The sequence below is a fragment of the Pseudomonas sp. HMSC063H08 genome (assembly GCF_001813645.1).
GTDB classification, from domain to species: Bacteria; Pseudomonadota; Gammaproteobacteria; order Pseudomonadales; family Pseudomonadaceae; genus Pseudomonas; species Pseudomonas aeruginosa.
On sequence record NZ_KV813540.1, the window covers coordinates 140,650 to 163,877 of the forward strand.

Below are 23,228 nucleotides of genomic sequence, written 5' to 3' on the forward strand. Positions count from 1 at the left end.
ATGAACGAATCCCCCGAGAAGGACCAGCGCCACCGCGAGCGGATGGAGCGCAAGAAGGCCGTGGTCGACGAGAAGATCGCCCAGGCCCGCGACGAACGCGGCGTGCTCCTGGTGCATAGCGGCAACGGCAAGGGCAAGAGCAGCTCGGCCTTCGGCATGGTCGCGCGGGCCCTGGGCCATGGCATGAAGGTCGGTGTCGTGCAGTTCATCAAGGGCGCCGCCAGCACCGGCGAGGAAGCCTTCTTCCGGCGTTTCCCCGAGGAAGTCAGCTATCACGTAATGGGCGAGGGCTTCACCTGGGAGACCCAGGACCGCCAGCGCGACATCGCCAAGGCCGAAGCGGCCTGGAAGGTCGCCGCGCAATTGCTGGCCGACCCGGACGTTGGCCTGGTGGTGCTGGACGAACTGAACATCGCCCTCAAGCACGGCTACCTGGAACTGGACAGGGTCCTCGCCGACATCCAGGCGCGCCCGGCCATGCAGCATGTGGTGGTGACCGGTCGCGGCGCGCAGCCGGGGATGATCGAGGCCGCCGACACGGTGACCGAGATGAGCCTGGTCAAGCACGCGTTCAAGGCCGGGATCAAGGCGCAGAAAGGAGTGGAGTTCTGATGCCGGCGCCATGCGCGGAGACGCTTCGCCCATGACCCAGGCACGCTGTCCGGCCCTGCTGATCGCCGCCCCGGCCTCCGGCCAGGGCAAGACCACCGTCACCGCCGCTCTGGCCCGCCTGCATGCGCGCCAGGGGCGACGGGTGCGGGTGTTCAAGTGCGGACCGGACTTCCTCGACCCGATGATTCTCGCCCGCGCCTCCGGCGCGCCGGTCTACCAGCTCGACCTGTGGATGGTCGGCGAGGCCGAAGCGCGACGCCTGCTGGCGCGGGCCGCCGGCGAGGCCGACCTGATCCTCATCGAAGGGGTGATGGGCCTGTTCGATGGCAACCCCTCGGCGGCAGACCTGGCGCGGCGTTTCGGCGTGCCGGTGCTGGGAGTGATCAACGGCGCGGCGATGGCCCAGACCTTCGGCGCCCTGGCCTACGGCCTGGCGCATTTCCAGCCGGACCTGCCGTTTTCCGGAGTGCTCGGCAACCGCGTCGGTAGCCAGCGCCACAGCGACATCCTGCGCGATTGCCTGCCGCCTGGCATGCGCTGGTTCGGCGGCCTGCCGCGCTCGGCCGAGTTCGAACTGCCGAGCCGCCACCTGGGCCTGGTCCAGGCCGAGGAACTGGCCGATCTCGATGTGCGCCTGGACGCCGCCGCCGACGCCTTGCGGGCCAGCGCCGAGACCGACCTGCCGGAGCCGGTGACCTTCGAGGTGCCCGCTCCGGCGCCGCTGCAACGCAGCCTGGAAGGCGTGCGCATCGGCGTGGCTCGCGATGCCTCGTTCGCCTTCCTCTACCAGGCCAATCTCGACCTGCTGCGCGAACTCGGCGCCGAACTGGCGTTCTTCTCGCCGCTGCAGGACCAGGCGTTGCCCGCCGTGGACAGCCTGTACCTGCCGGGCGGCTATCCCGAACTGCACCTGGGGCGCCTGCAGGGCAATCGCGCCATGGCCGAGGCGATCCGAGCCCACCATGCCGCCGGCAAGCCGCTGCTGGCCGAGTGCGGCGGCATGCTCTACCTGCTCGACTGCCTGGAAGACGCCGACGGCGAGCGCGGCGAACTGCTCGGCCTGCTGCCGGGCCGGGCGCGCCTGCAGAAGCGCCTGACCGCCCTGGCCTTGCAGGAGGTCGAGCTGCCGGAAGGGCGGCTGCGCGGGCATACCTTCCATCACTCGACCCTCGACTGCGCCGTCGAGCCTCTGGCCCGTGGCGTCTGCCCGAACGGCCGGAACACGGCGGAGGCGGTGTTCCGTCTTGGCCGGCTGACGGCTTCCTATATCCATTTCTACCTGCCTTCCAACCCGCAGGCCGCCGCCGCGTTGCTGGCGCCCGCGCGAGACGCCGACTGACATGTCCGATTCTTCCCACGCCTTCAGCGCCACGGAACGCGCCGCCGTCTACCGGGCCATCGCCGAGCGCCGCGACATGCGCCACTTCAGCGGCGGCAGCGTGGCGCCGGAGCTGCTCGCGCGGCTGCTGGAGGCCGCGCACCAGGCGCCCAGCGTCGGCCTGATGCAACCCTGGCGCTTCATCCGTATCACCGAGCCGGCGTTGCGCCGGGCCATCCACGGGCTGGTCGAGGAGGAACGCGGACGTACCGCCGAAGCCCTCGGCGAGCGCTCCGACGAGTTCATGCGGCTCAAGGTCGAGGGCGTGCTGGATTGCGCCGAACTGCTGGTCGCCGCCCTGATGGACGACCGCGAACGCCATGTGTTCGGTCGCCGGACCCTGCCGCAGATGGACCTGGCGTCGCTCGCCTGCGCGATCCAGAACCTCTGGCTGGCCAGTCGCGCCGAGGGCCTGGGGATGGGCTGGGTGTCGCTGTTCGATCCGGCCGCGCTGGGCGAGCTGCTCGGCCTGCCGCCTGGCAGCGAAGCGGTGGCGGTGCTCTGCCTGGGCCCGGTGGCGGAGTTCTACCCGGCGCCGATGCTGGCGCTGGAGGGTTGGAGCGAACCGCGTCCGCTGGCCGAGCTGGTCTACCAGAACCGTTGGGGCGCGCGAGCATGAGCGCACTGCTGGGTATCCTCGGCGTGGCGCTGGATGCGCGCTTCGGCGAGCCGCAGGGCTGGCACCCGCTGGTCGCCTTCGGCCGCCTGGCCGATCGCCTGGAGCGCCGTTTCAACCGCTCGCGCCTGGCCGGCGAGGGCGATCCCGGGGTCGGCTGGCGCAGCCACGGGGTGACCGCTTGGGTCCTCGCGGTACTGCCGCTGACCCTGCTGGCCTGGGCGCTCGCTGAACTTCCCTACCTCGGCTGGCTGGTCCAGGCCCTGGCGCTGTACGCCGCGCTCGGCCTGCGCAGCCTCGGCGAGCACGCCGAACCGGTGGCGCTGGCCTTGCGCGCCGGCGACCTGGACGAGGCGCGGCGACGTGTCGGCTACCTGGTCAGCCGCGATACCCGCGAACTGGACCAGGCCGGGGTCGCCCGCGCGGCCACCGAATCGGTACTGGAGAACGGCAGCGACGCGGTCTACGCCGCGCTGTTCTGGTTCGCCGTGGCCGGCGCGCCGGGGGTGGTGCTGTATCGCCTGAGCAATACCCTGGACGCGATGTGGGGCTACCGCAACGCGCGCTTCGAGCGCTTCGGCTGGGCCGCGGCGAAGATCGACGACATCCTCAACTACCTGCCGGCGCGGCTGGTGGCGCTGACCTACGCGCTGCTCGGCGGCACCCGCCAGGCCCTGCGCTGCTGGCGCGAGCAGGCGCCGCAATGGGACAGCCCCAACGCCGGCCCGGTGATGGCCGCCGGCGCCGGTGCGCTGGGCGTGTCCCTGGGCGGCGCGGCGATCTACCACGGCGAGCTGCACCAGCGGCCGCTCCTCGGCAGCGGCCCGCAGCCGCAGGGCCGCGACATCTATCGGGCCCTGGCGCTGGTGCGCCAGGGCGTGCTGCTCTGGCTGCTGGTGCTGGCCGGACTCTGGGCCATGGGGTGGCTGCATGCTTGAACACGGAGGGCGGTTGCGCGAGGCGGCGCGCCGCTACGACATTCCGCTGGCGGACTGGCTGGACCTGTCCACCGGCATCGCGCCCTGGCCGTTTCCGCTGCCGGCGATCCCCGAGCAGGCCTGGACCCGCCTGCCGGAGAGCGACGACGGCCTGGAAGCCGCCGCCTGCCTCTACTACGGCGCCGAACGGGTATTGCCGCTGGCCGGCAGCCAGGCGGCGATCCAGGCCCTGCCAAGGTTGCGGCGGGGCGGGCGGGTCGGCGTCCTGTCGCCGTGCTATGCCGAGCACGCCCACGCCTGGCGCCAGGCCGGGCACCTGGTGCGGGAGATCGGCGAGGCCGAGGTCGAGCCCTATCTCGACAGCCTCGACGTGCTGCTGGTGGTCAACCCGAACAACCCCACCGGGCGGGTCTTCGAGCCCGCCGAGCTGCTGGCCTGGCATGCCCGCCTGCAACGTCGCGGCGGCTGGCTGCTGGTCGACGAGGCGTTCATGGACTGCACCCCGCAGTCGAGCCTGGCGGCCTGTAGCAACCGGCCCGGATTGATCGTGCTGCGCTCGTTCGGCAAGTTCTTCGGCCTGGCCGGTGCGCGGCTCGGCTTCGCCCTCGGCGAACGGCCGCTGTTGCAGGCGCTGGCCGAGCAGCTCGGTCCGTGGACGGTCAATGGCCCGGTGCGCCATGTGGCCCAGAGTGCCTTGCGCGACCGCCAGCAACAGCGCCAGCAGCGCGAGCGCCTGCTGGCCGCCAGCCAGCGCCTGGAGGAACTGCTGCGCCGCCACGGCTGGCCGCCGGCGGGCGGCAGCGCGCTGTTCCAGCGCCTGGTCGATCCACGCTGCGCGGCGTTGCACGACTACCTGGCGCGGCGCGGCATCCTCACCCGCCAGTTCGAGCAGCCGGCCAGCCTGCGCCTCGGCCTGCCCGCCGACGAGGCCGCCTGGGCCCGGCTGGATGCCGCGCTGCTCGGCTTCAAGGAGCCTGCTCATGAGTGATCGCGGACGGACCCTGATGGTCCAGGGCACCACCTCGGACGCCGGCAAGAGCACCCTGGTGACCGCGCTGTGCCGCTGGCTGGCCCGGCGCGGCGTCGCGGTGGTGCCGTTCAAGCCGCAGAACATGGCGCTGAACAGCGCGGTCACCGCCGACGGCGGCGAGATCGGCCGCGCCCAGGCGGTCCAGGCCCAGGCCTGCCGGCTGGCGCCGCACACCGACATGAACCCGGTGCTGCTCAAGCCGAACACCGACATCGGCGCCCAGGTGATCATCCATGGCCGCGCGGTGACCAGCATGGACGCCGCTGCCTACCACGACTACAAGCGCGTGGCGATGGAAGCGGTGCTGGCTTCCCATGGGCGGCTCGCCGCCGCCTACCGGGTGGTGATGGTGGAGGGCGCCGGCTCGCCGGCGGAGATCAACCTGCGCGCCAACGACATCGCCAACATGGGCTTCGCCGAAGCGGTGGACTGTCCGGTGATCCTGGTCGCCGATATCGACCGCGGCGGGGTCTTCGCCCACCTGGTCGGCACCCTGGAACTGCTCTCCGACTCGGAGCGGGAGCGGGTCAAGGGCTTCGTCATCAATCGCTTCCGCGGCGACATCGCCCTGCTGCAACCCGGCCTCGACTGGCTGGAGGCGCGCACCGGCAAGCCGGTGCTCGGCGTGCTGCCCTATGTCAGCGACCTGCACCTGGAGGCGGAGGACGCCATCGACACGCGCCAGGCGGCCAAGGTCGGGCCGCGCCTGAAGGTGGTGGTGCCGGTGCTGCCGAGGATCAGCAACCACACCGATTTCGATCCGCTGCGCCTGCATCCCCAGGTCGAGTTGAGCTTCGTCGGCCCCGGCCAGGCGCTGCCGTCGGCGGACCTGATCGTCCTGCCCGGCTCGAAGAGCGTGCGCGCCGACCTCGCGGCGCTGCGCGAGCGTGGCTGGGACGAGGCGATCCTCCGTCACCTGCGCTACGGCGGTCGCCTGCTGGGGATCTGCGGCGGCCTGCAGATGCTCGGCGAGCGCCTGCACGATCCGCTCGGCCTGGAAGGCGCGGCCGGCAGCAGCGCTGGCCTCGGCCTGCTGGCGTTGGAAACGACCCTGGAGGCGGACAAGCAATTGCGCAACGTACAGGGCCGCCTGAGCCTGGAGGACGCGCCGCTGTCGGGCTACGAGATCCATGCAGGGGTCACTCGTGGCGAGGCCCTGGCGCGGCCGGCGGTGGTGCTCGACGATGGCCGCGCGGATGGTGCCCGCAGCGTCGACGGGAACGTCATGGGCACCTACCTGCACGGCCTGTTCGAATCCACCGCGGCCTGTTCGGCGCTGCTGCGCTGGGCCGGCCTGCGCGAGGTCCAGGCGGTGGACTACCAGGCCTTGCGCGAACGTGACATCGAGCGGCTCGCCGACCTGGTCGAGCGCCACCTGGATACCGGGCGATTGCTCGCCCTCTGCGGAGAACCCCATGCGTGACCTGATCCTTGGCGGCGCCCGTTCCGGCAAGAGCCGCCTGGCCGAGCGCCTGGCCGCCGAGAGCGGGCTGGCGGTGAGCTACATCGCCACCGCCCAGGCCGGCGACGGCGAAATGGGCCGGCGCATCGCCGAGCACCGCGCGCGCCGCCCGGCCCACTGGCGAACCCTGGAGGAGCCCCTGGCGCTGGCGGCGACGCTGCGCAGCGAGGCCGAGGCCGGACGCTGCCTGCTGGTCGACTGTCTGACCCTGTGGCTGACCAACCTGCTGCTCTGCGACGATCCCCAGCGTCTCGACGGCGAGCGCGAGGCGCTGCTGGAATGCCTCGGCGAGCTGCCGGGGCGGATCATCCTGGTCAGCAACGAAACCGGGCTCGGCGTGGTGCCGCTGGGCGAACTCAGCCGGCGCTACGTCGACGAGGCCGGCTGGCTGCACCAGGCCATCGCCGAACGCTGCGAGCGGGTGACCTTGACCGTCGCCGGCTTGCCCATGCCGTTGAAAGGAGAACCGCTATGAGTCTGCAATGGTGGCGCGACACCTGCCGCGAGGCAGATCCGCAGATGCGCCGGCGCGCGGCCGAACGCCAGGACCGGTTGACCAAGCCGCGCGGCTCGCTGGGCCGCCTGGAGCAAGTGGCGATCGACCTGGCGGCGTTGCAGGGGCGCGAACGACCGAGCCTGGAGAGGATCTGGGTGACGGTCTTCGCCGGCGACCACGGGGTAGTCGCCGAGGGCATCTCGGCCTATCCGCAGGCGGTCACCGGCGAGATGCTGCGCAACTTCGTCCGCGGCGGCGCGGCGATCAGCGTGCTGGCGCGCGAACTCGGCGCCGGCCTGGAGGTGGTCGACCTGGGCACCGCGTTCCCCTTGGAAGCCTTGCCCGGCGTGCGTCACCTGCGCCTGGCGGCGGGCACCGCGAACTTCGTCGAGGCCCCGGCGATGGGCGCCGAACAGTGCCTGCTGGCGCTTGAGGCCGGGCGCGAAAGCGTGCGCCGCGCCGAGCAGGCCGGCAGCCAGCTGTTCATCGGCGGCGAGATGGGCATCGGCAATACCACCGCGGCGGCGGCCATGGCCTGCGCGCTGCTGGATGCGCCGGTGAGCGCGCTGGTCGGGCCGGGAACCGGGCTGGACGCCAGCGGCGTGGCACACAAGACCGCGGTGATCGAGCGCGCCCTGGTCCTGCACGGCGCCCATCGCGCCGACCCCTTCGAAACCCTCCGCCGTCTCGGTGGGCTGGAGATCGCCGCGCTGGCCGGCGCCTACCTGGCCTGCGCGCAGAAAGGCATGGTCGCCCTGGTCGACGGCTACATCTGCAGCGTCGCGGCGCTCTGCGCGGTGCGCCTGAACCCGGCCTGCCGCGACTGGCTGCTGTTCGCCCACAGCGGTGCCGAGCCGGGCCATCGGCATGTGCTCGAAGCCCTGGCGGCGCAACCGCTGCTCGACCTCGGCCTGCGCCTGGGCGAGGGCAGCGGCGCGGCGCTGGCGGTGCCGCTGCTGCGCCAGGCCTGCGCGCTGCACGCGGGGATGGCGACCTTCGCCGAAGCGGCGGTCTCGGACCGCCCGGCATGAGCCTGCGCCTGGACCTCCTGCGGCATGGCGAAACCGAGTCCGGCGGCGGTTTCCGCGGCAGCCTCGACGACGCCTTGACCGCGCGTGGCTGGGCGCAGATGCGCACGGCGGTGGAAGGCGGACGCTGGGACCTGCTGGTCAGCTCGCCATTGCAACGTTGCCGCGCCTTCGCCGAGGAACTGGCGCAGCGCCAGGGGATCGAGCTGGAACTGGAAAACGATCTGCGCGAATTGCATTTCGGCGCTTGGGAGGGGCGCTCGGCGGCCAGCCTGATGGACGGCCACAGCGAGGCGCTCGGCCGCTTCTGGGCCGATCCCTACGCCTTTACCCCGCCGGGCGGCGAGCCGCTGTCCGAGTTCGAGGCGCGGGTGCTGGCCGCCCAGCGACGCCTGCGCCAGCGTCACGCCGGCCGTCGTGTGCTGCTGGTGACCCATGGCGGCGTCATCCGTCTGTTGCTCGCTCGCGCCCGTGGCTTGCCGCGCGAGCGCTTGCTGCAGGTGGACGTCGGTCATGGCGCACTGTTCGGCCTGCGCGCCGGAGAGGGCGACGATCGCTGGCACGAATGCCGGGAAGGGGAATAGCCATGCGCGAAGCCTTGCGCTCACTGCTGGTCGCCTTGCAGTTCCTCACCCGCCTGCCGGTGCGCCTGTCGGCGATGCCGACGCCGGAACAGTTCGGCCGCGCGGTGCTCTGCTATCCACTGGTCGGGGTGCTGATCGGCGTCGTGCTGTACGCCGCGGCGCGGTCGCTCGACGGTACGCCGCCGCTGTTGCAGGCAGCCTTGCTGCTGAGCCTGTGGGTGGCGCTGAGCGGCGCGCTGCACCTGGACGGCCTGGCCGACATGGCGGACGCCTGGGTCGGCGGGTTGGGCGACCGCGAGCGGACCCTGGCGATCATGAAGGACCCGCGCAGCGGCCCGGTGGCGGTGGTGGTCCTGGTACTGGTCCTGTTGTTGAAGTTCTCCGCCCTGGCGGCGCTGCTCGGCCAGGGCGAGGCCGGGTTGTTGCCGCTGGCTCCGTGGCTGGCGCGCAGCAGCCTGCCGCTGCTGTTCCTGACCACGCCCTACGCGCGCCCCGGCGGCCTCGGCCAGGCCATCGCCGAGCACCTGCCGGCGCGCAGCCTGCCGTGGGTGCTGGGGGTGAGTTTCGGCCTGGCCCTGGCGTTCGGCCTGGCCGGCCTGCTGGCGTTGCTGGTGACGCTGATGCTCTTCGCCTGGCTGCGCAGCCGTTTCCTCGCGCGCCTCGGCGGCACCACCGGGGACACCGCCGGCGCGCTGGTCGAACTTACCGAGTGTGCGGTGCTGGTGGCGCTGGCTCTGTAGCCGGACGCGGCTGGCGCAGGACCGCCATGGAGCTGAGGAAGAGCAGCGCGGCGGCGGCCAGCAGCACGGCGACGAAGGCCTGGTCGAAAGCCTGCCGGGCAAGCTCGACGAGCCGCGACGCGACCTCCGGCGCCAGGCCCTCGGCGACCAACAGGGCGTCGTCGAGGCTGTCGCGGACCCGCGCCGGCAGCTCGGCCGAGGGCAGCCTCAGCGACATCCCGTAGACGAAACTCATCAGGCTGCCGAGCAGGGTCACGCCGATCACCCCGCCCAGTTCGTAGGATACGTCCTCGATGGCGGCCGCCATTCCGGAACTCTGTTCGTCCACGTTGAGCATCACCGCGGTGGAGGCGGCGGTCATCGCGCCGCCGAAGCCGACGCCGAGCAGCACCAGGCTGGCCAGTTGCGCTCCGGTGGCGGCCTGGTAGGACAGGGCCAGGCCGAGCAATCCGGCGCTGCCGAGCAGCAGGGAGGCGCACATCACCCGGTTCTCGCCCCAGCGCGGCACCAGCCAACCGGCCAGCGGCCCGACCACCAGCGAGGCCAGCGGGATCGGCAGGACGAACAGGCCGGCCTTCAGCGGCGTCAGGCCCTGCACCAGTTGCAGGTGCTGGCTGAACACCAGTTCCATGCCGACCAGCGCCATGGTCGCCACCAGGGCCACCGCGACGCCGCGGGCGAAGCGCCGGTTGCGGAACAGCGCGAAGTCGATCATCGGCTCGCGGGCGCGGCGCTGGCGGCGGACGAACAGGTACAGGCAGAGCATGCCGCCGAGCGCGGCCAGGACGGCCAGCCCGAAGTCCGGGGCGCGCGCGCTGAGTTCCTTGATCGCATAGACCACCCCGACCAGGCCGAACATCACCTGCAGCGAGCCGAGGGCGTCCCATGGTCGCCGTGACTGGCCGCCGCAGGCGGGGATGGCCGGCAGCGCCAGCAACAGGGCGATGGCCACCACCGGGACGTTGATGAGGAACACCGAGCCCCACCAGAAGAACTCCAGCAGCACGCCGCCGACCACCGGCCCCAGCGCCGCGCCGGCAGAGGCGACGGAGGCCCAGATGCCGATGGCCAGGGCGCGTTCGCGTTCGTCCTGGAAGACATGGCGGACGATCGACAGGGTCGCCGGCATCATCAGTGCCGCGCCCACCGCCAACCCGGCGCGGGCGGCGATCAGCGCCGCGGCGGTGGGGGCGAAGGCGGCGCACAGCGAGGCCAGGCCGAACAGCGGCAGGCCGGCGAGGAACAGCCGCTTGTGGCCAAGGCGGTCGCTGAGCAAGCCGGCGCCGGGCAGCAGGCCGGCGACCACCAGCGGATAGGCGTTGACGATCCAGAGCTTCTCCGCGGCCGTCGCACCGAGGTCGTGGGTCAGGCGCGGCAGGGCCGTGTAGAGCACGGTCATGTCGATGATGATGAGGAACAGGGCGCTGGAGACGATGGCCAGGACCAGCCAGCGGTTCTGCCGGAACATGGGATAACCTCTGTGGCGAACGGTTCTTCGCTCGCCGTGGATAACGGGAATTGCGCGCCACGGGCGGACGCGTGAAAATATAAATACATACGTATGGATTTAAACTCAAGAGGTAGCCATGGGACGCCGACGAACGATCGACCGCGACCAGTTGCTCGATGCCGCCGAGGCGGTGATCGCCCGCGAGGGCGCGGCCGGCCTGACCATCGATGCGGTGGCGAAGGAAATGGGCATCACCAAGGGCGGCGTGCAGTACTGCTTCGGTACCAAGGACGCGCTGATCGACGCGATCTTCGAGCGCTGGGGCAAGGCCTACGACAGCCTGTTCGAAGCGGTGGCGGGGAAGCAGCCGACGCCGCTGACGCGGGTTCGCGCGCATGCCGAGGCGACCCAGCGTTCGGACGAGTTGTCCAGCAGCAAGGCGGCGGCGCTGATGGCGGCGCTGATCCAGACGCCCGAGCACCTGGAGGGCAGCAACCAGTGGTATCGCAGCCGGTTGGAAGGCCTGGACCTGTCCGCACCCGAGGGGCGCCGTGCGCGCCTGGCGTTCCTGGCGGTGGAGGGCGCCTTCATGTTGCGCTACTTCCGCCTGATGGACATTGGCCAGGACGAGTGGGACTCGATGCTCGACGACGTCCGTGCGTTGTTGCTGACGGCGGCTGGCGCCAGCGGAGACTGAGGCTCCGCTGGCGCGCTGCGGGTGGTCGCCTCAGTCGAAGGCGAAGTGCTCGCTCTTCAGGTCCATGATCGAACCGGTCGGCTTCGCCATCGCCGCCGCGTGGCCCTTGGCGCGCGGAAGCAGGCGGGCGAAGTAGAACTCGCTGGTGGCGATCTTGGCCTTGTAGAAGTCCGCCGACTCGCTGCCGCCCTGGCGCAGTCGCCGGCGCGCAGCGGCTTCCTGGAGGGCCCAGGAATAGGCCAGCGTGGCGTAGCCGGAGAACATCAGGTAGTCGTGGCTGGCGGTGCTCACCAGATCGCGTTGCTTGCGCGCGGTGAGGGCAATGCGCAGGGTCAGCAGGTTCCATTGGGCGCAGAGCTTGAGCAGCACCAGGGCGCGGCCGCGCATGCGCGGCTCGTTCTTTAGCAGGTCGACGGCGAACCGGGCCACATCCCTGGTGAAGTCGCGCACGGCCTTGCCCTGGGTCATCAGCAGGACCTTGCGGCCGAGCAGGTCGAGGGCCTGGATGCCGGTGGTGCCTTCGTAGAGGGTGGCGATCCGCGCGTCGCGGACGATCTGCTCCATGCCGTGTTCGCGGATATAGCCGTGGCCGCCGAACACCTGCATGCCGAGGTTAGCGCTTTCCAGGCCGAGTTCGGTCAGGCAGCCCTTGAGGATCGGCGTGAGGAAGCCGAGCTTGTCGTCCCAGCGTTCGTATTCGGCGTCGTCGTTGCTGAGGATGCCCTGGATCATCCGGTCGGCGTACTGGGTGGCCAGGTAGACCAGCGCCCGGCCGCCTTCGGCGATGGCTTTCTGGGTCAGCAGCATGCGCCGCACGTCACCGTGGTGCATCAGGCTGTCGGCGACCTGGTCGGGTTCCTTGGTCCCGGAGAGCGCGCGCATGGAGCGGCGTTCGCGGGCGTAGGCGAGGGCGCCCTGGTAGGCCAGCTCGGCGGTGGCCACGCCCTGGATGGCGGTGCCGATGCGGGCGCTGTTCATGAAGGTGAACATGCATTCCAGGCCCTTGTTCGGCGGCCCGATGAGGAAGCCGGTGGCGCCGTCGAAGTTCATCACGCAGGTGGCCGAGGCCTTGATCCCCATCTTCTTCTCCAGCGCGCCGCAACTCACGCCGTTGCGCGGGCCGAGCGCGCCGCCTTCGCCGGGAAGGAACTTGGGCACGATGAACAGGGAAATGCCGCGGGTGCCCTTCGGTGCGTCCGGCAGGCGGGCGAGGGCGATGTGGACGATGTTCTCGGTCAGGTCGTGTTCGCCGGAAGAGATGAATATCTTCGTCCCGCTGATGGCGTAGCTACCGTCGGGGTTGGCCTCGGCGCGGGTCTTCACCTGGCCGAGATCGGTGCCGCACTGCGGCTCGGTGAGGCACATGGTGCCGCCCCAGCGGCCCTCGGTGAGCGGAACCAGGTAGGTCTGCTTCTGTGCCTCGGTGCCGTGCTGCATCAGGGTGTTCATCGCGCCGAGGGAGAGGCCGGGATACATGGAGAACGGCCAGTTGGCTGTGCCCATCATCTCCTGCTTGAGCGCGCCGAGGCTCATCGGCAGGCCCTGGCCACCGTACTCCACCGGGTGCGAGAGGCCCTGCCAGCCGCCGGCGACATAGGCCTCGTAGGCTTCCTTGTAGCCCTTCGGCGTCCGTACTTCGCCGTTCTCCAGGTGGCAGCCTTCCTCGTCGCCGCTGTGGTAGAGCGGGGCGATCACTTCCTCGCAGAGCTTCGCGCATTCGCCGAGGATCGCATCGACCATGTCCGGCGTGGCTTCGGCTCCGTTGACGAGGTTGCGGTAATGCTCGGGGAAATCGAAGACTTCGTTGAGCAGGAAGCGCGTGTCGCGCAGCGGGGCTTTGTAAACGGGCATGGCTACCTCGGCGATGGATGGAGGGCGCCGGGTGCTCCCGGTCGCCGCTGACAGCGCGAGTTATAGGCCAGCGCCCGGCGTCCGGCCTTGGCAGGGGCAACAGACGGCGTTGGCAGTTCGGACAATCCGCTTGACCGACGAGAGGTACGGGTATATACACGCATCCATGCTACCGACCCAATGCCTCTGTACCAAACTGCGTCGCGCCGCCCGCAGCGTTTCCCGCTTCTACGACGAGGCGCTGGCCGATACCGGCCTCAAGGTGGCGCAGTTTTCCCTGCTGCGGCACCTGCGGCGCCTGGACCGGCCGAGCATTTCCGAACTCGCCGAAGCCATGGGACTCGACCGCAGCACCCTCGGTCGCAACCTGCGGGTGCTGGAAGGCGACGGCCTGCTGCGCCTGACCGGTGGCGAGGACCAGCGCAACCGCCTGGTCGAGCTGACGCCTGCCGGGCTGGATGCCCTGGAACGCGGAACGCCGGCCTGGGAAGACGCGCAGCGGCGTCTCGCCGGGCGCCTTGGCGAGGAGCGCAGCGGCGCCTTGGCGGCGTTGCTGGTGGAACTGGAGCGACTGGACTGACAACCGACGAAGCCTCTCGCAGAGGCGCTTCGTTCACGATAAAGCGGGTATATACCCGTAGATGGAGCGACCCATGCCGCGTGCCGCCTTCTGGATCCTGCTGTCCGGAGCCCTGATCCTCGCCCTGTCCCTCGGCGTGCGACATGGTTTCGGCCTGTTCCTCGCGCCGATGAGCGCTGATTTCGGCTGGGGCCGCGAAGTCTTCGCCTTCGCCATCGCCTTGCAGAACCTGGTCTGGGGCCTGGCCCAGCCGTTCACCGGGGCGCTCGCCGACCGCTACGGCGCGGCGCGGGCGGTGCTGGTGGGGGGCCTGCTGTACGCCCTCGGCCTGATCCTGATGGGACTCTCGCAGTCGGCCAGTGGGCTGTCGCTGAGCGCCGGCCTGCTGATCGGCCTGGGCCTTTCCGGCACCTCGTTCTCGGTGATCCTCGGCGCCGTCGGCCGCGCAGTGCCGGCGGAGCAGCGCAGCATGGCGATGGGTATCTCCAGCGCGGCCGGCTCCTTCGGCCAGTTCGCCATGCTGCCCGGTACCCTCGCCCTGATCGGCTGGCTGGGCTGGTCCTCGGCCCTGCTCGCCCTGGGCCTGCTGGTGGCGCTGATCGTGCCGCTGGCCGGGCTGATGAAGGATCGCCCGTTGCCGCCGCAGGGCCACGAACAGAGCCTCGGCGAAGCGCTGCGCGAGGCCTGCGCGCATTCCGGGTTCTGGCTGCTGGCGCTGGGCTTCTTCGTCTGCGGCTTCCAGGTGGTGTTCATCGGCGTACACCTGCCGGCCTACCTGGTCGACCAGCACCTGCCGGCGCAGGTCGGCACCACGGTGCTGGCGCTGGTCGGGTTGTTCAACGTGTTCGGCACCTACATCGCCGGCTGGCTCGGCGGGCGCTGGTCGAAGCCGCGCCTGCTGACCGCGCTGTACCTGGTGCGCGGGGTAGTGATCGTGCTGTTTCTCTGGCTGCCGCTGAGCGTCTACAGCGCCTACGCCTTCGGCGTGGCCATGGGGCTGCTGTGGCTGTCCACGGTGCCCCTGACCAACGGCACCGTGGCGACCCTGTTCGGCGTGCGCAACCTGTCGATGCTCGGCGGCATCGTGTTCCTCTTCCACCAGTTGGGCGCCTTCCTCGGCGGCTGGTTGGGCGGGGTGGTCTACGACCGCACCGGCAGCTACGACCTGGTCTGGCAGTTGTCGATCCTGCTAAGCCTGCTCGCGGCGCTGCTCAACTGGCCGGTGCGCGAGCGTCCGGTGGCGCGCCTGCAGGTGGCCGGAGGCGCGGCGTGAAGCTGGCCTGGCTGCTCGCCGCCGGGGCGCTGCTGGGACTCGCCTGGTGGGGCTGGCAGCGTGGCGGACTGGCGCTGCTGGAACTGGGCATGGGCGCATGCTGATAGGTGGCGATAGGCGCGGGGAAGGGTAAGCTGGGACATTCGTCGCCAAGGAGCCATTCCATGAAACCTCGCGTGCTGTTGTCCGTCCTGGCGCTCGCCGGGCTGCCGCTGAGCGGCTGGGCCGCCGATTGCCCGGAACTGTTGCAGGGCCAGTTGACCAAGCTGCGTTCCAAGGAAAGCATCGATCTTTGCCAGCGTTACGCCGGCAAGCCGCTGGTGGTGGTCAACACTGCCAGCCACTGTGGCTTCACCCCGCAGTTCAAGGGGCTCGAGGCGCTCTACCAGCGTTACAAGGGGCAGGGCCTGGAAGTGCTCGGGGTACCTTCCGACGACTTCAAGCAGGAAGCCGCGGATACCGCCGAGACCGCGAAGATCTGCTATGGCAACTACGGCGAGACCTTCGCCATGACCCAGCCGCAGCACGTGCGCGGCGACGAGGCGATCCCGCTGTTCCGCCAGTTGGCCGAGCAGAGCGGCCAGGCGCCGCGCTGGAATTTCTACAAGTACGTGGTGGATCGCCAGGGCAGGGTGGTCGCGCAGTTCTCCAGCAAGACCACCCCGGACGATCCGCAGCTCCAGGCCGCCATCGAGAAGGCCATCGCCAGCCAGCCCTGAGGGTCGGCCAGGCATGAAAAAGCCGGGCAATGCCCGGCTTTTTCGTTGGCGCGTGCGATCAGAAACGATAGGTGACCTGGGCGGTCAGGCCATGCGCGCTGTTGTCGTACTTGGCGCTGTAGGCCGGCTGCAGGGCGCTGCCTTCCTGGTTGACGCCGGCAGTGGTTTCCCACAGGTAGGCGTAGGCCACGTCGACGGTCAGGTCCTGGTTCGGCGACCAGCCGGCACCGACGGTGAAGACCTTGCGGTCGCCCACCGGGATGCGCACGTTGCGGTCCTCGTTGGTGGTCGGCGAGGGCTCGTAGGCAAAGCCGGTACGCAGCACCCACTCCGGGGTGGCCTGGTAGGAGGTACCTACCGAGAAGGACCAGGTGTCGCGCCAGTTCAGGTCTTCGCCGATGGTGTTGAAGCCCAGGGCCTGGCCGAGCGCCGGTACGCCGCTGTTGCGCACTTCGATCTTCTCCAGGCGGCTCCAGCGGGTCCAGACGGCGCCCAGGTAGCCCGTCCACTTGTCGTCGAACTTGTGGGTGATGGAGGTATCCACCGATTCCGGCAGGGTGATGTCCAGCTTGGCATCGTACTTGCCATTCAGGCCCAGGGCACCCGGAGCGTTCTTCACTTCGGTGTTGCCGCCCAGGTGGTACTTGACCTTGGAGTGGTAGGTCAGGCCCCAGGTGGTGTCGTCGGTCAGGTCGACCATCACGCCGACGTTGTAGCCGATGGCAGTGTCGTCGCCCTTGATGTTGATCTTGGTATCGCCGTTGCTGCCGAGCAGGCCATTGGTGGCCAGGGTGTTCTTCAACTGGCCGTCGATGCGGTTGAAGGTCGGACCGAAGCCGACGGAAACCTTGTCGTTGATCTTCCAGGCGATGGTCGGCTGCACGGTGATCACCTGCACCTTGCTATAGGAGCCGTGGGAGCTGCCCATGAAGCCGTTTTCGTAATCGTTGATGATGCCGTAGGGCACGTAGATGCCCAGGCCGAAAGTGAAATCTTCGTTGATCGGCGTGGAGAAGTAGCCGAACGGTACGGCGGCCAGCGGTACCGAGTCGCCCTTGTTGCTGCCCTGGGCGGTGCTGTGGGCCTGGCTGATGTCGTCCTTGGCCTTGACGATGGCCAGACCGCCGCTGACTTCGGTGCGTTTCAGCTTGGACAGGCCGGCCGGGTTGCCGTAGATGGTGCTGGCATCGAGCGCGGACGAGGCGCGGCCGGCGTACGCGGTGCCGGCGCCGCTGGCGCTCTGTTCGTTGATGGCGATGCCGTTGGCGAGGGTGTAGGTGGAGACAGCGCTAATGGTCAGTGCGAGAGAGGTTTTAAACCATATTGTTTTCATTGTTGGAGCAACTCCTGTGTATAACGGCGCGCAAACTACCAAGATTCCCAGACCGGCGCCAGTGTTCCGAAGTTCCGCAGGGTGCGGAACAGAGCGGTTGGCTCCGGTGCCAGTGAAGCGAAGGTAGCGCAACCGTTCGTGTCTGTATGTAAAAAATTTTCTGACCGGTTGGTCTGTTTCGGACGCGGGATTTTTCCATTCGCCGTCAGGCGACCTGGCTGAGGCTGCCGATGCAGCGTTGCCAGGCGTCGATGAACTCGTGCAGGCGACCGTGCGGCTGGAATACCTGGCGCCACACGCGAGCCTGGGCGAGGTGGTCGTGCTGGTCGGGCAGCGGCAGTCGCGCGGCTTCCACCAGCGACCAGGCGATGGCCGTGCTGTAGCGCAGGTTCACCGTCAGTTCCAGGTGCGGCGCGGCAAGGAAGGCATGCTGGCTGGCCAGGCCGCGGACCCGGCTGGCGCGCTCCGGGTCCAGCGCCAGGTACTGGTCCCAGAGCTGCTGGTGGCGTTCGCTGGCGATCCGGTACAGGCCGTGGCCACGGCGGTCGTCGAGGGCGCTCCCCAGCGCCGACTGGCAGGCCGCCGCGCCCAGCAGCAGCGCTTCGGCGGCGGGGCTGTGGCAGGACAGGTAGTCCAGGGTCGGGCGTATCACGTGCTGGCAAAGATCGTTGGCGGAAATACCCATGACGGCCTCGCGCAAGGTGGATCGGCGGGGCCGGGCAGTTTGGCAGCTTCTATTCCGATGGCCCCGCCGATAGCGGACTTAGCCGCTTGATTTGAAGTGTAGTGAAACAAGTCAGCTGTAAAGGACTGTTTTTAAATTGTTTCCAGCTTTAGAGAACGGCTGATATGCCCGCTGGAAATTAAACCGGCGCGTCCTTGCTTCGCTTGTGCTGGGCGGCATACTCAGCCCCTGCGCAGGCTGTAGAGGAAGTCGCGGAGGATGGCTTTCACTTCATTGGCCGCTTGCCGCTTGTTGCGTGCATCGCGAAGACTCATCGCGGCCTGGGTAAGGAAGCCGTAGAGCTGGCCGACCAGGGTTTCCCGGCGGTAGTCCTTGAGTTCGCCACTGGCCGCCAGTTCGTCCACCAGGCGCCCGACGTAGCGCAGCGTATGGCGCGAGTCGATGCGTTTCCATCGCTCCCAGCCGACGACCGTGATCACCTCCTGCAGCGACAGTTGCCGCTTGCCGCGCGCCATCACGCTGTCGATGAAGGCCTCGGCCAGTGCGGCGGCCTCCGCCCACTTGTCGACCTGCGCCGGCACCCTGTCCAGGTCCTCGGCGATCGTCCGTACCTGGCGTTCGTAGCATTCGGCGAGCAGTTCCTGCTTGCTGCCGAAGTGGTGGTAGAACGCGCCCTTGGTCACGCGCGCCTCGCGGGCGATGGCGTCGATGGAGACGCCGCCGTAGCCATGTTCGATGAAGGCGGAGAGGGCGCTTTCCAGCAGTGCCTCGCGGGTCGCCTCGGCATTTTCCTGCTGCCTGCTCTTGACATTCATACTGTTGCCTTCTTACATACCGTCGGTATGTTCATGCTAGCACGCCTGGCGATCCGTCGAGCATTGCGTCCGTCCCGGCTGCTCGAACCCGCACGGCAAAGGAGAGCGCGAATGAGTACCGCAGTGGAGATCGCCTGCCGTGACGGCGTGCGCCTGGCCGGCGACCACTTCCCGGCCGTCGGCGATGCGCAGGGGAGCATCGTGGTGGCCTGCGCGCTCGGCGTCAGGCGCGCCTTCTACCAGCGCTTCGCCGTCCTGGCCGCGGCTTCCGGCTACGAGGTGCTGTTGTTCAGCTACCGCGGCAGCGAAGGCGACGACCCTGCCGTGGCTAGCTATCGCCTGGCCGACTGGGGACGCGAGGACATCGATGCGGCGCTGGCCTGGTGCCGAGCGCGCGCGCCGGAGCTACCGCGCTATTTCGTCGGCCACAGCATCGGCGCGCAGTTGCTCGGTCTGGCTGGTCAGGCCAGCGGATTGAGCGGCGCCGCGTTCGTCGCCGGTTCGTTTCCGTACTGGAGGCGCTGGCGAGGCAGGCAGCGCTGGCAGATGTTCGGCCTGTTCTGCGTGGCGGTGCCGCTACTGACCGGACTGCTCCGCCGCTTTCCCAGCCGTTTCTTCGGCCTCGGCAGCCTGGATATGCCGAGTCATTTCATGCGCGACTGGGCGCGCTGGGTGCGGCAGCCGGACTACCTCCTGGCACCGCGCTTCGAATTGCAGCGGCAGGGTTACGAGGTGCTGGACATCCCCGTCGCCAGCTTCCTGTTCGAGGACGACGACTACGTGCCCTGGGCTGCGGCGGAAAAGCTTCACCAGGTCTATGCCGCGGCGCACCTGGAGTTGCGTCGCAAGGGACGGGCCGAGGGGGAGGTCGGGCATTTCGGACTGTTCCGCAACGAGGCGTTGCAGAAGGAGTTGCTCGACTACTTCAGGAAGCTGCCCGACGCGGCGTAAGCCGCGTCCGAGCGTATGGCGTCAGTCGCCGGTGGCGACCGGGCGGCGCGGGTCGGTGATCCACTCACTCCACGAGCCGGCGTAGAGGCGCGGAAGCGGGAAGCCGGCGAGGCTCAGGGCGAACAGGTTGTGGCAGGCGGTGACGCCGGAGCCGCAGTAGGCGACCAGCTCGTCCACCGGGCGACCGCGCAACAGGGCGGAGAACCGCTGGTGCAATTGTTCCGGCGGAAGGAAGCGGCCGTCGCTGCCAAGGTTGTCGGTGAAGGCGGCGCACTGGGCACCGGGAATGTGTCCGGCGACCGGATCTATGGGCTCGACTTCGCCACGGAAGCGCGGCTGCGCGCGAGCATCGAGCAGCGCCAGTCCGGGTTGGCCCAGTTGGGCCTGGAGGGTGGCGGCGTCGATCAACAGCGAGGCATCGGGCTGGCCCTGGAAATCGCCGGGTCGAAGACTGCTTTCGCCATTGGTCAGTGCCAGCCCCGCAGCCTTCCAGGCCGCCAGGCCGCCATCGAGGAGGTAGACCCCATCGCGCTTGCCCAGCCAATGCAACAGCCACCAGGCGCGGGCGGCGAATGCGCCGGGGCCGTCGTCGTAGAGCACCACCTGGCTATCCTGGCGCAGGCCCCAGGCTTGTAGCTTGAGCGCTAGCTCGGCGGGATCCGGCAGCGGATGGCGACCGGTCACGCCCTTGCGCACGGGAGCAGAAAGATCCCGTTCGAGGTCGGCGAAATGCGCGCCGGGAATGTGGTTCTCCTGATAGACGCGGGCACCGTAGGACGGGTCTTCGAGGGCGAAACGGCAGTCGAGGACCAGCAGGTCGGGTTCGCTGAGGCGGGCGGCCAGTTGTTGCGCGGTCAGCAGTTGGGCGGACGACATCGCGGACTCCTTGGGTCGGGAAGCAAAGCCGGTGGCGGATGGGTGGATCATGCCCCTTGGACCGCGTCGCGTCATCCCGGCGTCGCGCGGCGAGGCGGAGAAATGGCGAAAGGAAAGGGCTGGCTCCAGGCGAGGAAGATTCCTACTCGGTCATCAGCCTCGCCCGGCAGCGAGGTATTTGTCCAGACATGCAGAATCGGCTCGTTCCGAGGTATCCGCTCCTGTGTTCTATCCCTCGGAACGCTTGTCCGATTGGCTTGGCCCGGCGCTTGCGCCGGGCTTTTTTTCGCCTCGGCTTTTTCAGGGAATCGCCAGACGGCCGATCCGATCGTTTTCCAGGCTGCCGAAGTAGAGCTGGTCGCCCACCGGCTTCGCCGAGGTGATCATGCGCAGGTGGTGGCCGCTGGTGTCGTGCAGGCTGCGGACGATCCTGCCCTGTTCGTCGATGGCGATGACCAGCCCGTAGGCGGTCGGCTTGGGCAGGAACATGCGCGGCAGCTTGGCCAGCTGCGCCTTCAGCCAGGGATGCCGGTGGAGGAAGTCGGCGTCGGCCTTGCGCGGGGTCGGCAGGGCCACCCAGAAGGTACCCTTGCGGTCGCCCTGGAGGTTGTCCGGCAAGCCCGGCAGGTTGTCGATGAACACCTCGTGCTGGCCGGCCTTCTCGCCTTTCAGCCAGTAGCGGGTGATGCGATAGCGGTAGGTCTCGTTGACCAGTACGAAGTCCTCGTTTGCCGAGAGTGCCACGCCATTGGCGAAGTACAGGTCCTTGAGCAGCACCTCGGTCTTGCCGGTGGACGGGTCGTAGCGCAGCAGCCGGCCGTGCGGTCGGGCCTCGAGCAGGTCGAGGATGTAGTCGGGCTGGTGGAACTTGCTGGAAGCGTCGCTGAAGTAGATGCGGCCGTCGCTGGCGATGTCGAGGTCGTCGGTGAAGGCGAAGGGGACGCCGTCGGCCTCGGTGGCGAGGGTTTCCACCTTGCCCTGCGGATCGATGCGCAGCAGGCCTTTCCAGGCGTCGGCGAGGATCAGGTTGCCGGCGGCATCGAAGTCCATGCCCAGCGGGCGGCCGCCGGTGTCGACGAAGGTCTCGACCTTGCCGCTGGCGTCCAGGCGTACCACGCGGCCGTCGGCGAGACCGGCATAGACGCGGCCCTGGCTGTCCACGGCGGTGTCCTCGGGGCCGTGCAGTTGGCCCTGGCCAAGCAGCTCGGCCTTCATCAGGGTGTCGTTGGGTTCGAGGACCCCGGTCATCTGCGGAGCGGCCGGGGCATCCCAGGCGAGCGGGTCGATCGGGCTGGTCTTCAGGGCCAGGTAAAGAGCCGCGCCAGCCAGCAGGAGGACGATTATTCCGCTGAGCTTCTTCATGCAGTTCCCTTGTTCGGATTGTCGGACAAGGGGCGGAGTATGGACATTCGCTACGTTCATCGGCAAGCGCGGTGCCGAGCGGAATGCTCGCAGGGCGCGAGGCTCTATATAATGCGCCGCACTTGACCAAGGAGATGTTCGTGACCGCGCCCGAAATCCAGTGGATCCGCGATGATGCCAGCCTGGCGCAGCAATGCCGGGAATGGCGCACACAGCCGTACCTCGCGCTCGATACCGAGTTCATGCGCGTCGATACCTTCTATCCCGCGGCCGGTCTGGTGCAGGTGGGCGATGGCCGGCAGGAGTGGCTGATCGATCCGCTGCTGATCCAGGACTGGAGTCCCTTCGCCGAACTGCTCGAAGACGAGCGGGTGGTGAAGGTGCTGCACGCCTGTAGCGAAGACCTCGAGGTGTTCCTGCGCCTCACCGGCAGCCTGCCGGTGCCGCTGTTCGATACGCAGTTGGCCGCCGCCTATCTCGGTATGGCCCATTCGATGGGCTATTCGAAGCTGGTGAAGGAGGTGCTGGACATCGACCTGCCCAAGGACGAGACCCGTTCCGACTGGTTGCAACGGCCGCTCACCGAGATGCAGATGCGCTACGCCGCCGACGACGTCCAGCACCTCGCCCAGGTCTACCTGGCCCTGGATGCGCGGCTGAGCGAGGAGAAACGCGCCTGGCTGCTGGAGGACGGCGCCGAACTGGTCGCCAACCTCTGCCGCGAGAGCGATCCGCGCGAGGCCTACCGCGAGGTCAAGCTGGGTTGGCGGCTGCGTCCGCAGCAACTGGCGGTGCTCCGCGAACTCTGCGCCTGGCGCGAGGAGCAGGCACGCCTGCGCAACCGGCCGCGCAACCACGTGCTGCGCGAACGCACCCTGTGGCCGCTGGCGCGCCTGCTGCCGAAGAACAAGACCGACCTGGCGGCGATCGAGGACATGCATCCGCGCACCGTGCGCCAGGACGGCGACTTCCTCATCGAACTGATCGCCCAGGCTGCGCGCCTGCCGCAGAGCGAATGGCCCGAGGCGCTGCCCGAGCCGCTGCCGCCGGAGGTCACCCCGCTGCTCAAGAGCCTGCGCGCCATCGGCCAGCGCGAAGCGGAGACCCTGGGCATGGCGCCCGAGCTGATGCTGCGCAAGAAGATCCTCGAGGCACTGCTCAAGAGCGGCTATCCCGACGGTCCCTACGAACTGCCCGATTCCCTCCGCGGCTGGCGCCGCGAACGCATGGGCCAGGCCCTGCTGGACGCCCTGGAGAGCGCATGAAACGAATCTGTTCCGTTTACAAGAGCCCGCGCAAGAACGAGATGTACCTCTACGTCGACAAGCGCGAGGCGTTGAGCCGCGTGCCCGAGGCCCTGCTGGTGCCGTTCGGCGCGCCGCAACATGTCTTCGACCTGCTGCTCACCCCCGAGCGCCAACTGGCCCGCGAGGATGTTGCCAAGGTCCTGGAGAACATCGAGAAGCAGGGCTTCCACCTGCAGATGCCGCCGGGCGAAGAAGAGTACATCGAGCATCTCCCGGAAGAGTTGCTGCGCATGAACGACCCGCTCTGACGCGAGCCGTACCCCGCTGGCGCCGGCTTCCCGGCGCCACTTTAACGACGTGAAACCCGCTCTGTGCAAGGCTGCGCCTTCGGTGCATGATGTCCGCAAGATGTCGCACGATAGCGGAACCCCTGGCAGCGACCGTGGTCTACCAGCGCCAATCCTGCTGCTCTCGAGGGCTTCCCTCCAGGAGCCGTGATGCATGA

At 69.0% G+C, this 23,228-nt stretch carries 24 protein-coding genes; 17 read left to right on the forward strand and 7 right to left on the reverse strand.

Annotation, left to right across the window (positions count from 1 at the left end):
* Genes cobO through HMPREF2924_RS23125 form a run of 10 tightly spaced genes read left to right on the forward strand, consistent with a single transcriptional unit; the run spans position 1 to position 8,884 of the window.
* Positions 1–612, forward strand: a complete 612-nt coding sequence (cobO, locus tag HMPREF2924_RS23080; protein ID WP_003086769.1) for a cob(I)yrinic acid a,c-diamide adenosyltransferase — start codon at positions 1–3, stop codon at positions 610–612.
* A 31-nt stretch (positions 613–643) separates the two neighbouring features.
* Positions 644–1,951, forward strand: a complete 1,308-nt coding sequence (locus tag HMPREF2924_RS23085; RefSeq protein ID WP_003086772.1) for a cobyrinic acid a,c-diamide synthase CobB — start codon at positions 644–646, stop codon at positions 1,949–1,951.
* Between the two features lies 1 nt (position 1,952).
* Positions 1,953–2,609, forward strand: a complete 657-nt coding sequence (bluB, locus tag HMPREF2924_RS23090) for a 5,6-dimethylbenzimidazole synthase (RefSeq protein ID WP_003133502.1) — start codon at positions 1,953–1,955, stop codon at positions 2,607–2,609.
* A complete protein-coding gene (cbiB, locus tag HMPREF2924_RS23095; protein ID WP_003111871.1) occupies positions 2,606–3,544 on the forward strand; it encodes an adenosylcobinamide-phosphate synthase CbiB in 939 nt (312 codons plus the stop codon). Before bluB ends, cbiB begins: the two co-directional genes overlap by 4 nt.
* Positions 3,537–4,532: a threonine-phosphate decarboxylase CobD gene (gene cobD, locus HMPREF2924_RS23100; RefSeq protein WP_003133501.1), complete on the forward strand. Its 996-nt coding sequence runs from the start codon at positions 3,537–3,539 to the stop codon at positions 4,530–4,532. The genes cbiB and cobD overlap by 8 nt, the downstream gene beginning before the upstream one ends.
* Positions 4,525–5,997: a cobyric acid synthase gene (locus tag HMPREF2924_RS23105; RefSeq protein ID WP_003112353.1), complete on the forward strand. Its 1,473-nt coding sequence runs from the start codon at positions 4,525–4,527 to the stop codon at positions 5,995–5,997. The genes cobD and HMPREF2924_RS23105 overlap by 8 nt, the downstream gene beginning before the upstream one ends.
* The gene (cobU, locus tag HMPREF2924_RS23110) at positions 5,990–6,511 is read left to right on the forward strand and encodes a bifunctional adenosylcobinamide kinase/adenosylcobinamide-phosphate guanylyltransferase (protein ID WP_003133500.1); all 522 of its coding nucleotides are present in this window, start codon (positions 5,990–5,992) and stop codon (positions 6,509–6,511) included. Before HMPREF2924_RS23105 ends, cobU begins: the two co-directional genes overlap by 8 nt.
* A complete protein-coding gene (gene cobT / locus HMPREF2924_RS23115) occupies positions 6,508–7,563 on the forward strand; it encodes a nicotinate-nucleotide--dimethylbenzimidazole phosphoribosyltransferase (RefSeq protein WP_003133499.1) in 1,056 nt (351 codons plus the stop codon). Before cobU ends, cobT begins: the two co-directional genes overlap by 4 nt.
* Positions 7,560–8,144, forward strand: a complete 585-nt coding sequence (gene cobC / locus HMPREF2924_RS23120) for an alpha-ribazole phosphatase family protein (protein WP_003133498.1) — start codon at positions 7,560–7,562, stop codon at positions 8,142–8,144. Before cobT ends, cobC begins: the two co-directional genes overlap by 4 nt.
* Before the next feature lie 2 nt (positions 8,145–8,146).
* On the forward strand, positions 8,147–8,884 hold the full coding sequence (locus HMPREF2924_RS23125; protein ID WP_003086787.1) for an adenosylcobinamide-GDP ribazoletransferase: 738 nt from the start codon (positions 8,147–8,149) through the stop codon (positions 8,882–8,884).
* Here the strand turns inward: HMPREF2924_RS23125 and HMPREF2924_RS23130 are convergent.
* Positions 8,847–10,352, reverse strand: coding sequence for an MFS transporter (locus tag HMPREF2924_RS23130; RefSeq protein WP_003133496.1), 1,506 nt, complete (start codon positions 10,350–10,352; stop codon positions 8,847–8,849). The genes HMPREF2924_RS23125 and HMPREF2924_RS23130 overlap by 38 nt on opposite strands.
* Positions 10,353–10,470: 118 nt before the next feature.
* Between HMPREF2924_RS23130 and HMPREF2924_RS23135 the strand changes: the two genes are divergently transcribed.
* The gene (locus HMPREF2924_RS23135) at positions 10,471–11,031 is read left to right on the forward strand and encodes a TetR/AcrR family transcriptional regulator (protein WP_003109279.1); all 561 of its coding nucleotides are present in this window, start codon (positions 10,471–10,473) and stop codon (positions 11,029–11,031) included.
* 30 nt (positions 11,032–11,061) lie between these two features.
* Here HMPREF2924_RS23135 and HMPREF2924_RS23140 read toward each other — a convergent pair whose 3' ends face one another.
* The gene (locus tag HMPREF2924_RS23140) at positions 11,062–12,882 is read right to left on the reverse strand and encodes an acyl-CoA dehydrogenase C-terminal domain-containing protein (protein WP_003133492.1); all 1,821 of its coding nucleotides are present in this window, start codon (positions 12,880–12,882) and stop codon (positions 11,062–11,064) included.
* A gap of 130 nt (positions 12,883–13,012) precedes the next feature.
* Here HMPREF2924_RS23140 and HMPREF2924_RS23145 point away from each other — a divergent pair, with 130 nt between their 5' ends.
* The 3 genes from HMPREF2924_RS23145 to HMPREF2924_RS23155 all read left to right on the forward strand — a co-directional run bounded on the left by HMPREF2924_RS23145 (position 13,013) and on the right by HMPREF2924_RS23155 (position 15,454).
* On the forward strand, positions 13,013–13,462 hold the full coding sequence (locus tag HMPREF2924_RS23145; RefSeq protein ID WP_003082614.1) for a MarR family winged helix-turn-helix transcriptional regulator: 450 nt from the start codon (positions 13,013–13,015) through the stop codon (positions 13,460–13,462).
* 73 nt (positions 13,463–13,535) lie between these two features.
* Positions 13,536–14,735 carry an MFS transporter gene (locus tag HMPREF2924_RS23150; RefSeq protein ID WP_003133491.1) on the forward strand — a complete coding sequence of 400 codons (1,200 nt, stop codon included), beginning with the start codon at positions 13,536–13,538 and terminating at the stop codon, positions 14,733–14,735.
* A gap of 164 nt (positions 14,736–14,899) precedes the next feature.
* Positions 14,900–15,454, forward strand: a complete 555-nt coding sequence (locus tag HMPREF2924_RS23155) for a glutathione peroxidase (RefSeq protein ID WP_070700666.1) — start codon at positions 14,900–14,902, stop codon at positions 15,452–15,454.
* Positions 15,455–15,512: 58 nt separating this feature from the next.
* Here HMPREF2924_RS23155 and HMPREF2924_RS23160 read toward each other — a convergent pair whose 3' ends face one another.
* From HMPREF2924_RS23160 to HMPREF2924_RS23170, 3 genes are all read right to left on the reverse strand, one after another.
* Complete coding sequence (locus HMPREF2924_RS23160) at positions 15,513–16,787, reverse strand: outer membrane protein transport protein (RefSeq protein WP_003133490.1); 1,275 nt, start codon at positions 16,785–16,787, stop codon at positions 15,513–15,515.
* A gap of 205 nt (positions 16,788–16,992) precedes the next feature.
* A complete protein-coding gene (locus HMPREF2924_RS23165) occupies positions 16,993–17,472 on the reverse strand; it encodes a hypothetical protein (RefSeq protein ID WP_003082640.1) in 480 nt (159 codons plus the stop codon).
* Positions 17,473–17,693: 221 nt separating this feature from the next.
* Positions 17,694–18,287, reverse strand: coding sequence for a TetR family transcriptional regulator (locus HMPREF2924_RS23170; RefSeq protein WP_003133489.1), 594 nt, complete (start codon positions 18,285–18,287; stop codon positions 17,694–17,696).
* Positions 18,288–18,398: 111 nt separating this feature from the next.
* Here HMPREF2924_RS23170 and HMPREF2924_RS23175 point away from each other — a divergent pair, with 111 nt between their 5' ends.
* The gene (locus HMPREF2924_RS23175) at positions 18,399–19,238 is read left to right on the forward strand and encodes an alpha/beta hydrolase family protein (RefSeq protein ID WP_023094812.1); all 840 of its coding nucleotides are present in this window, start codon (positions 18,399–18,401) and stop codon (positions 19,236–19,238) included.
* 21 nt (positions 19,239–19,259) lie between these two features.
* Here the strand turns inward: HMPREF2924_RS23175 and HMPREF2924_RS23180 are convergent, their stop codons facing one another.
* Both HMPREF2924_RS23180 and HMPREF2924_RS23185 read right to left on the reverse strand, forming a co-directional pair.
* Positions 19,260–20,114 (reverse strand): sulfurtransferase, encoded by an 855-nt coding sequence (locus HMPREF2924_RS23180; protein WP_003109274.1) that lies wholly within the window; start codon positions 20,112–20,114, stop codon positions 19,260–19,262.
* Between the two features lie 300 nt (positions 20,115–20,414).
* On the reverse strand, positions 20,415–21,476 hold the full coding sequence (locus HMPREF2924_RS23185; RefSeq protein ID WP_003082649.1) for an SMP-30/gluconolactonase/LRE family protein: 1,062 nt from the start codon (positions 21,474–21,476) through the stop codon (positions 20,415–20,417).
* 140 nt (positions 21,477–21,616) lie between these two features.
* Between HMPREF2924_RS23185 and rnd the strand changes: the two genes are divergently transcribed.
* Positions 21,617–22,741: a ribonuclease D gene (gene rnd, locus HMPREF2924_RS23190; RefSeq protein WP_003086813.1), complete on the forward strand. Its 1,125-nt coding sequence runs from the start codon at positions 21,617–21,619 to the stop codon at positions 22,739–22,741.
* Positions 22,738–23,031: a YcgL domain-containing protein gene (locus tag HMPREF2924_RS23195; protein WP_003082651.1), complete on the forward strand. Its 294-nt coding sequence runs from the start codon at positions 22,738–22,740 to the stop codon at positions 23,029–23,031. Before rnd ends, HMPREF2924_RS23195 begins: the two co-directional genes overlap by 4 nt.
* Positions 23,032–23,228: the final 197 nt, after the last annotated feature.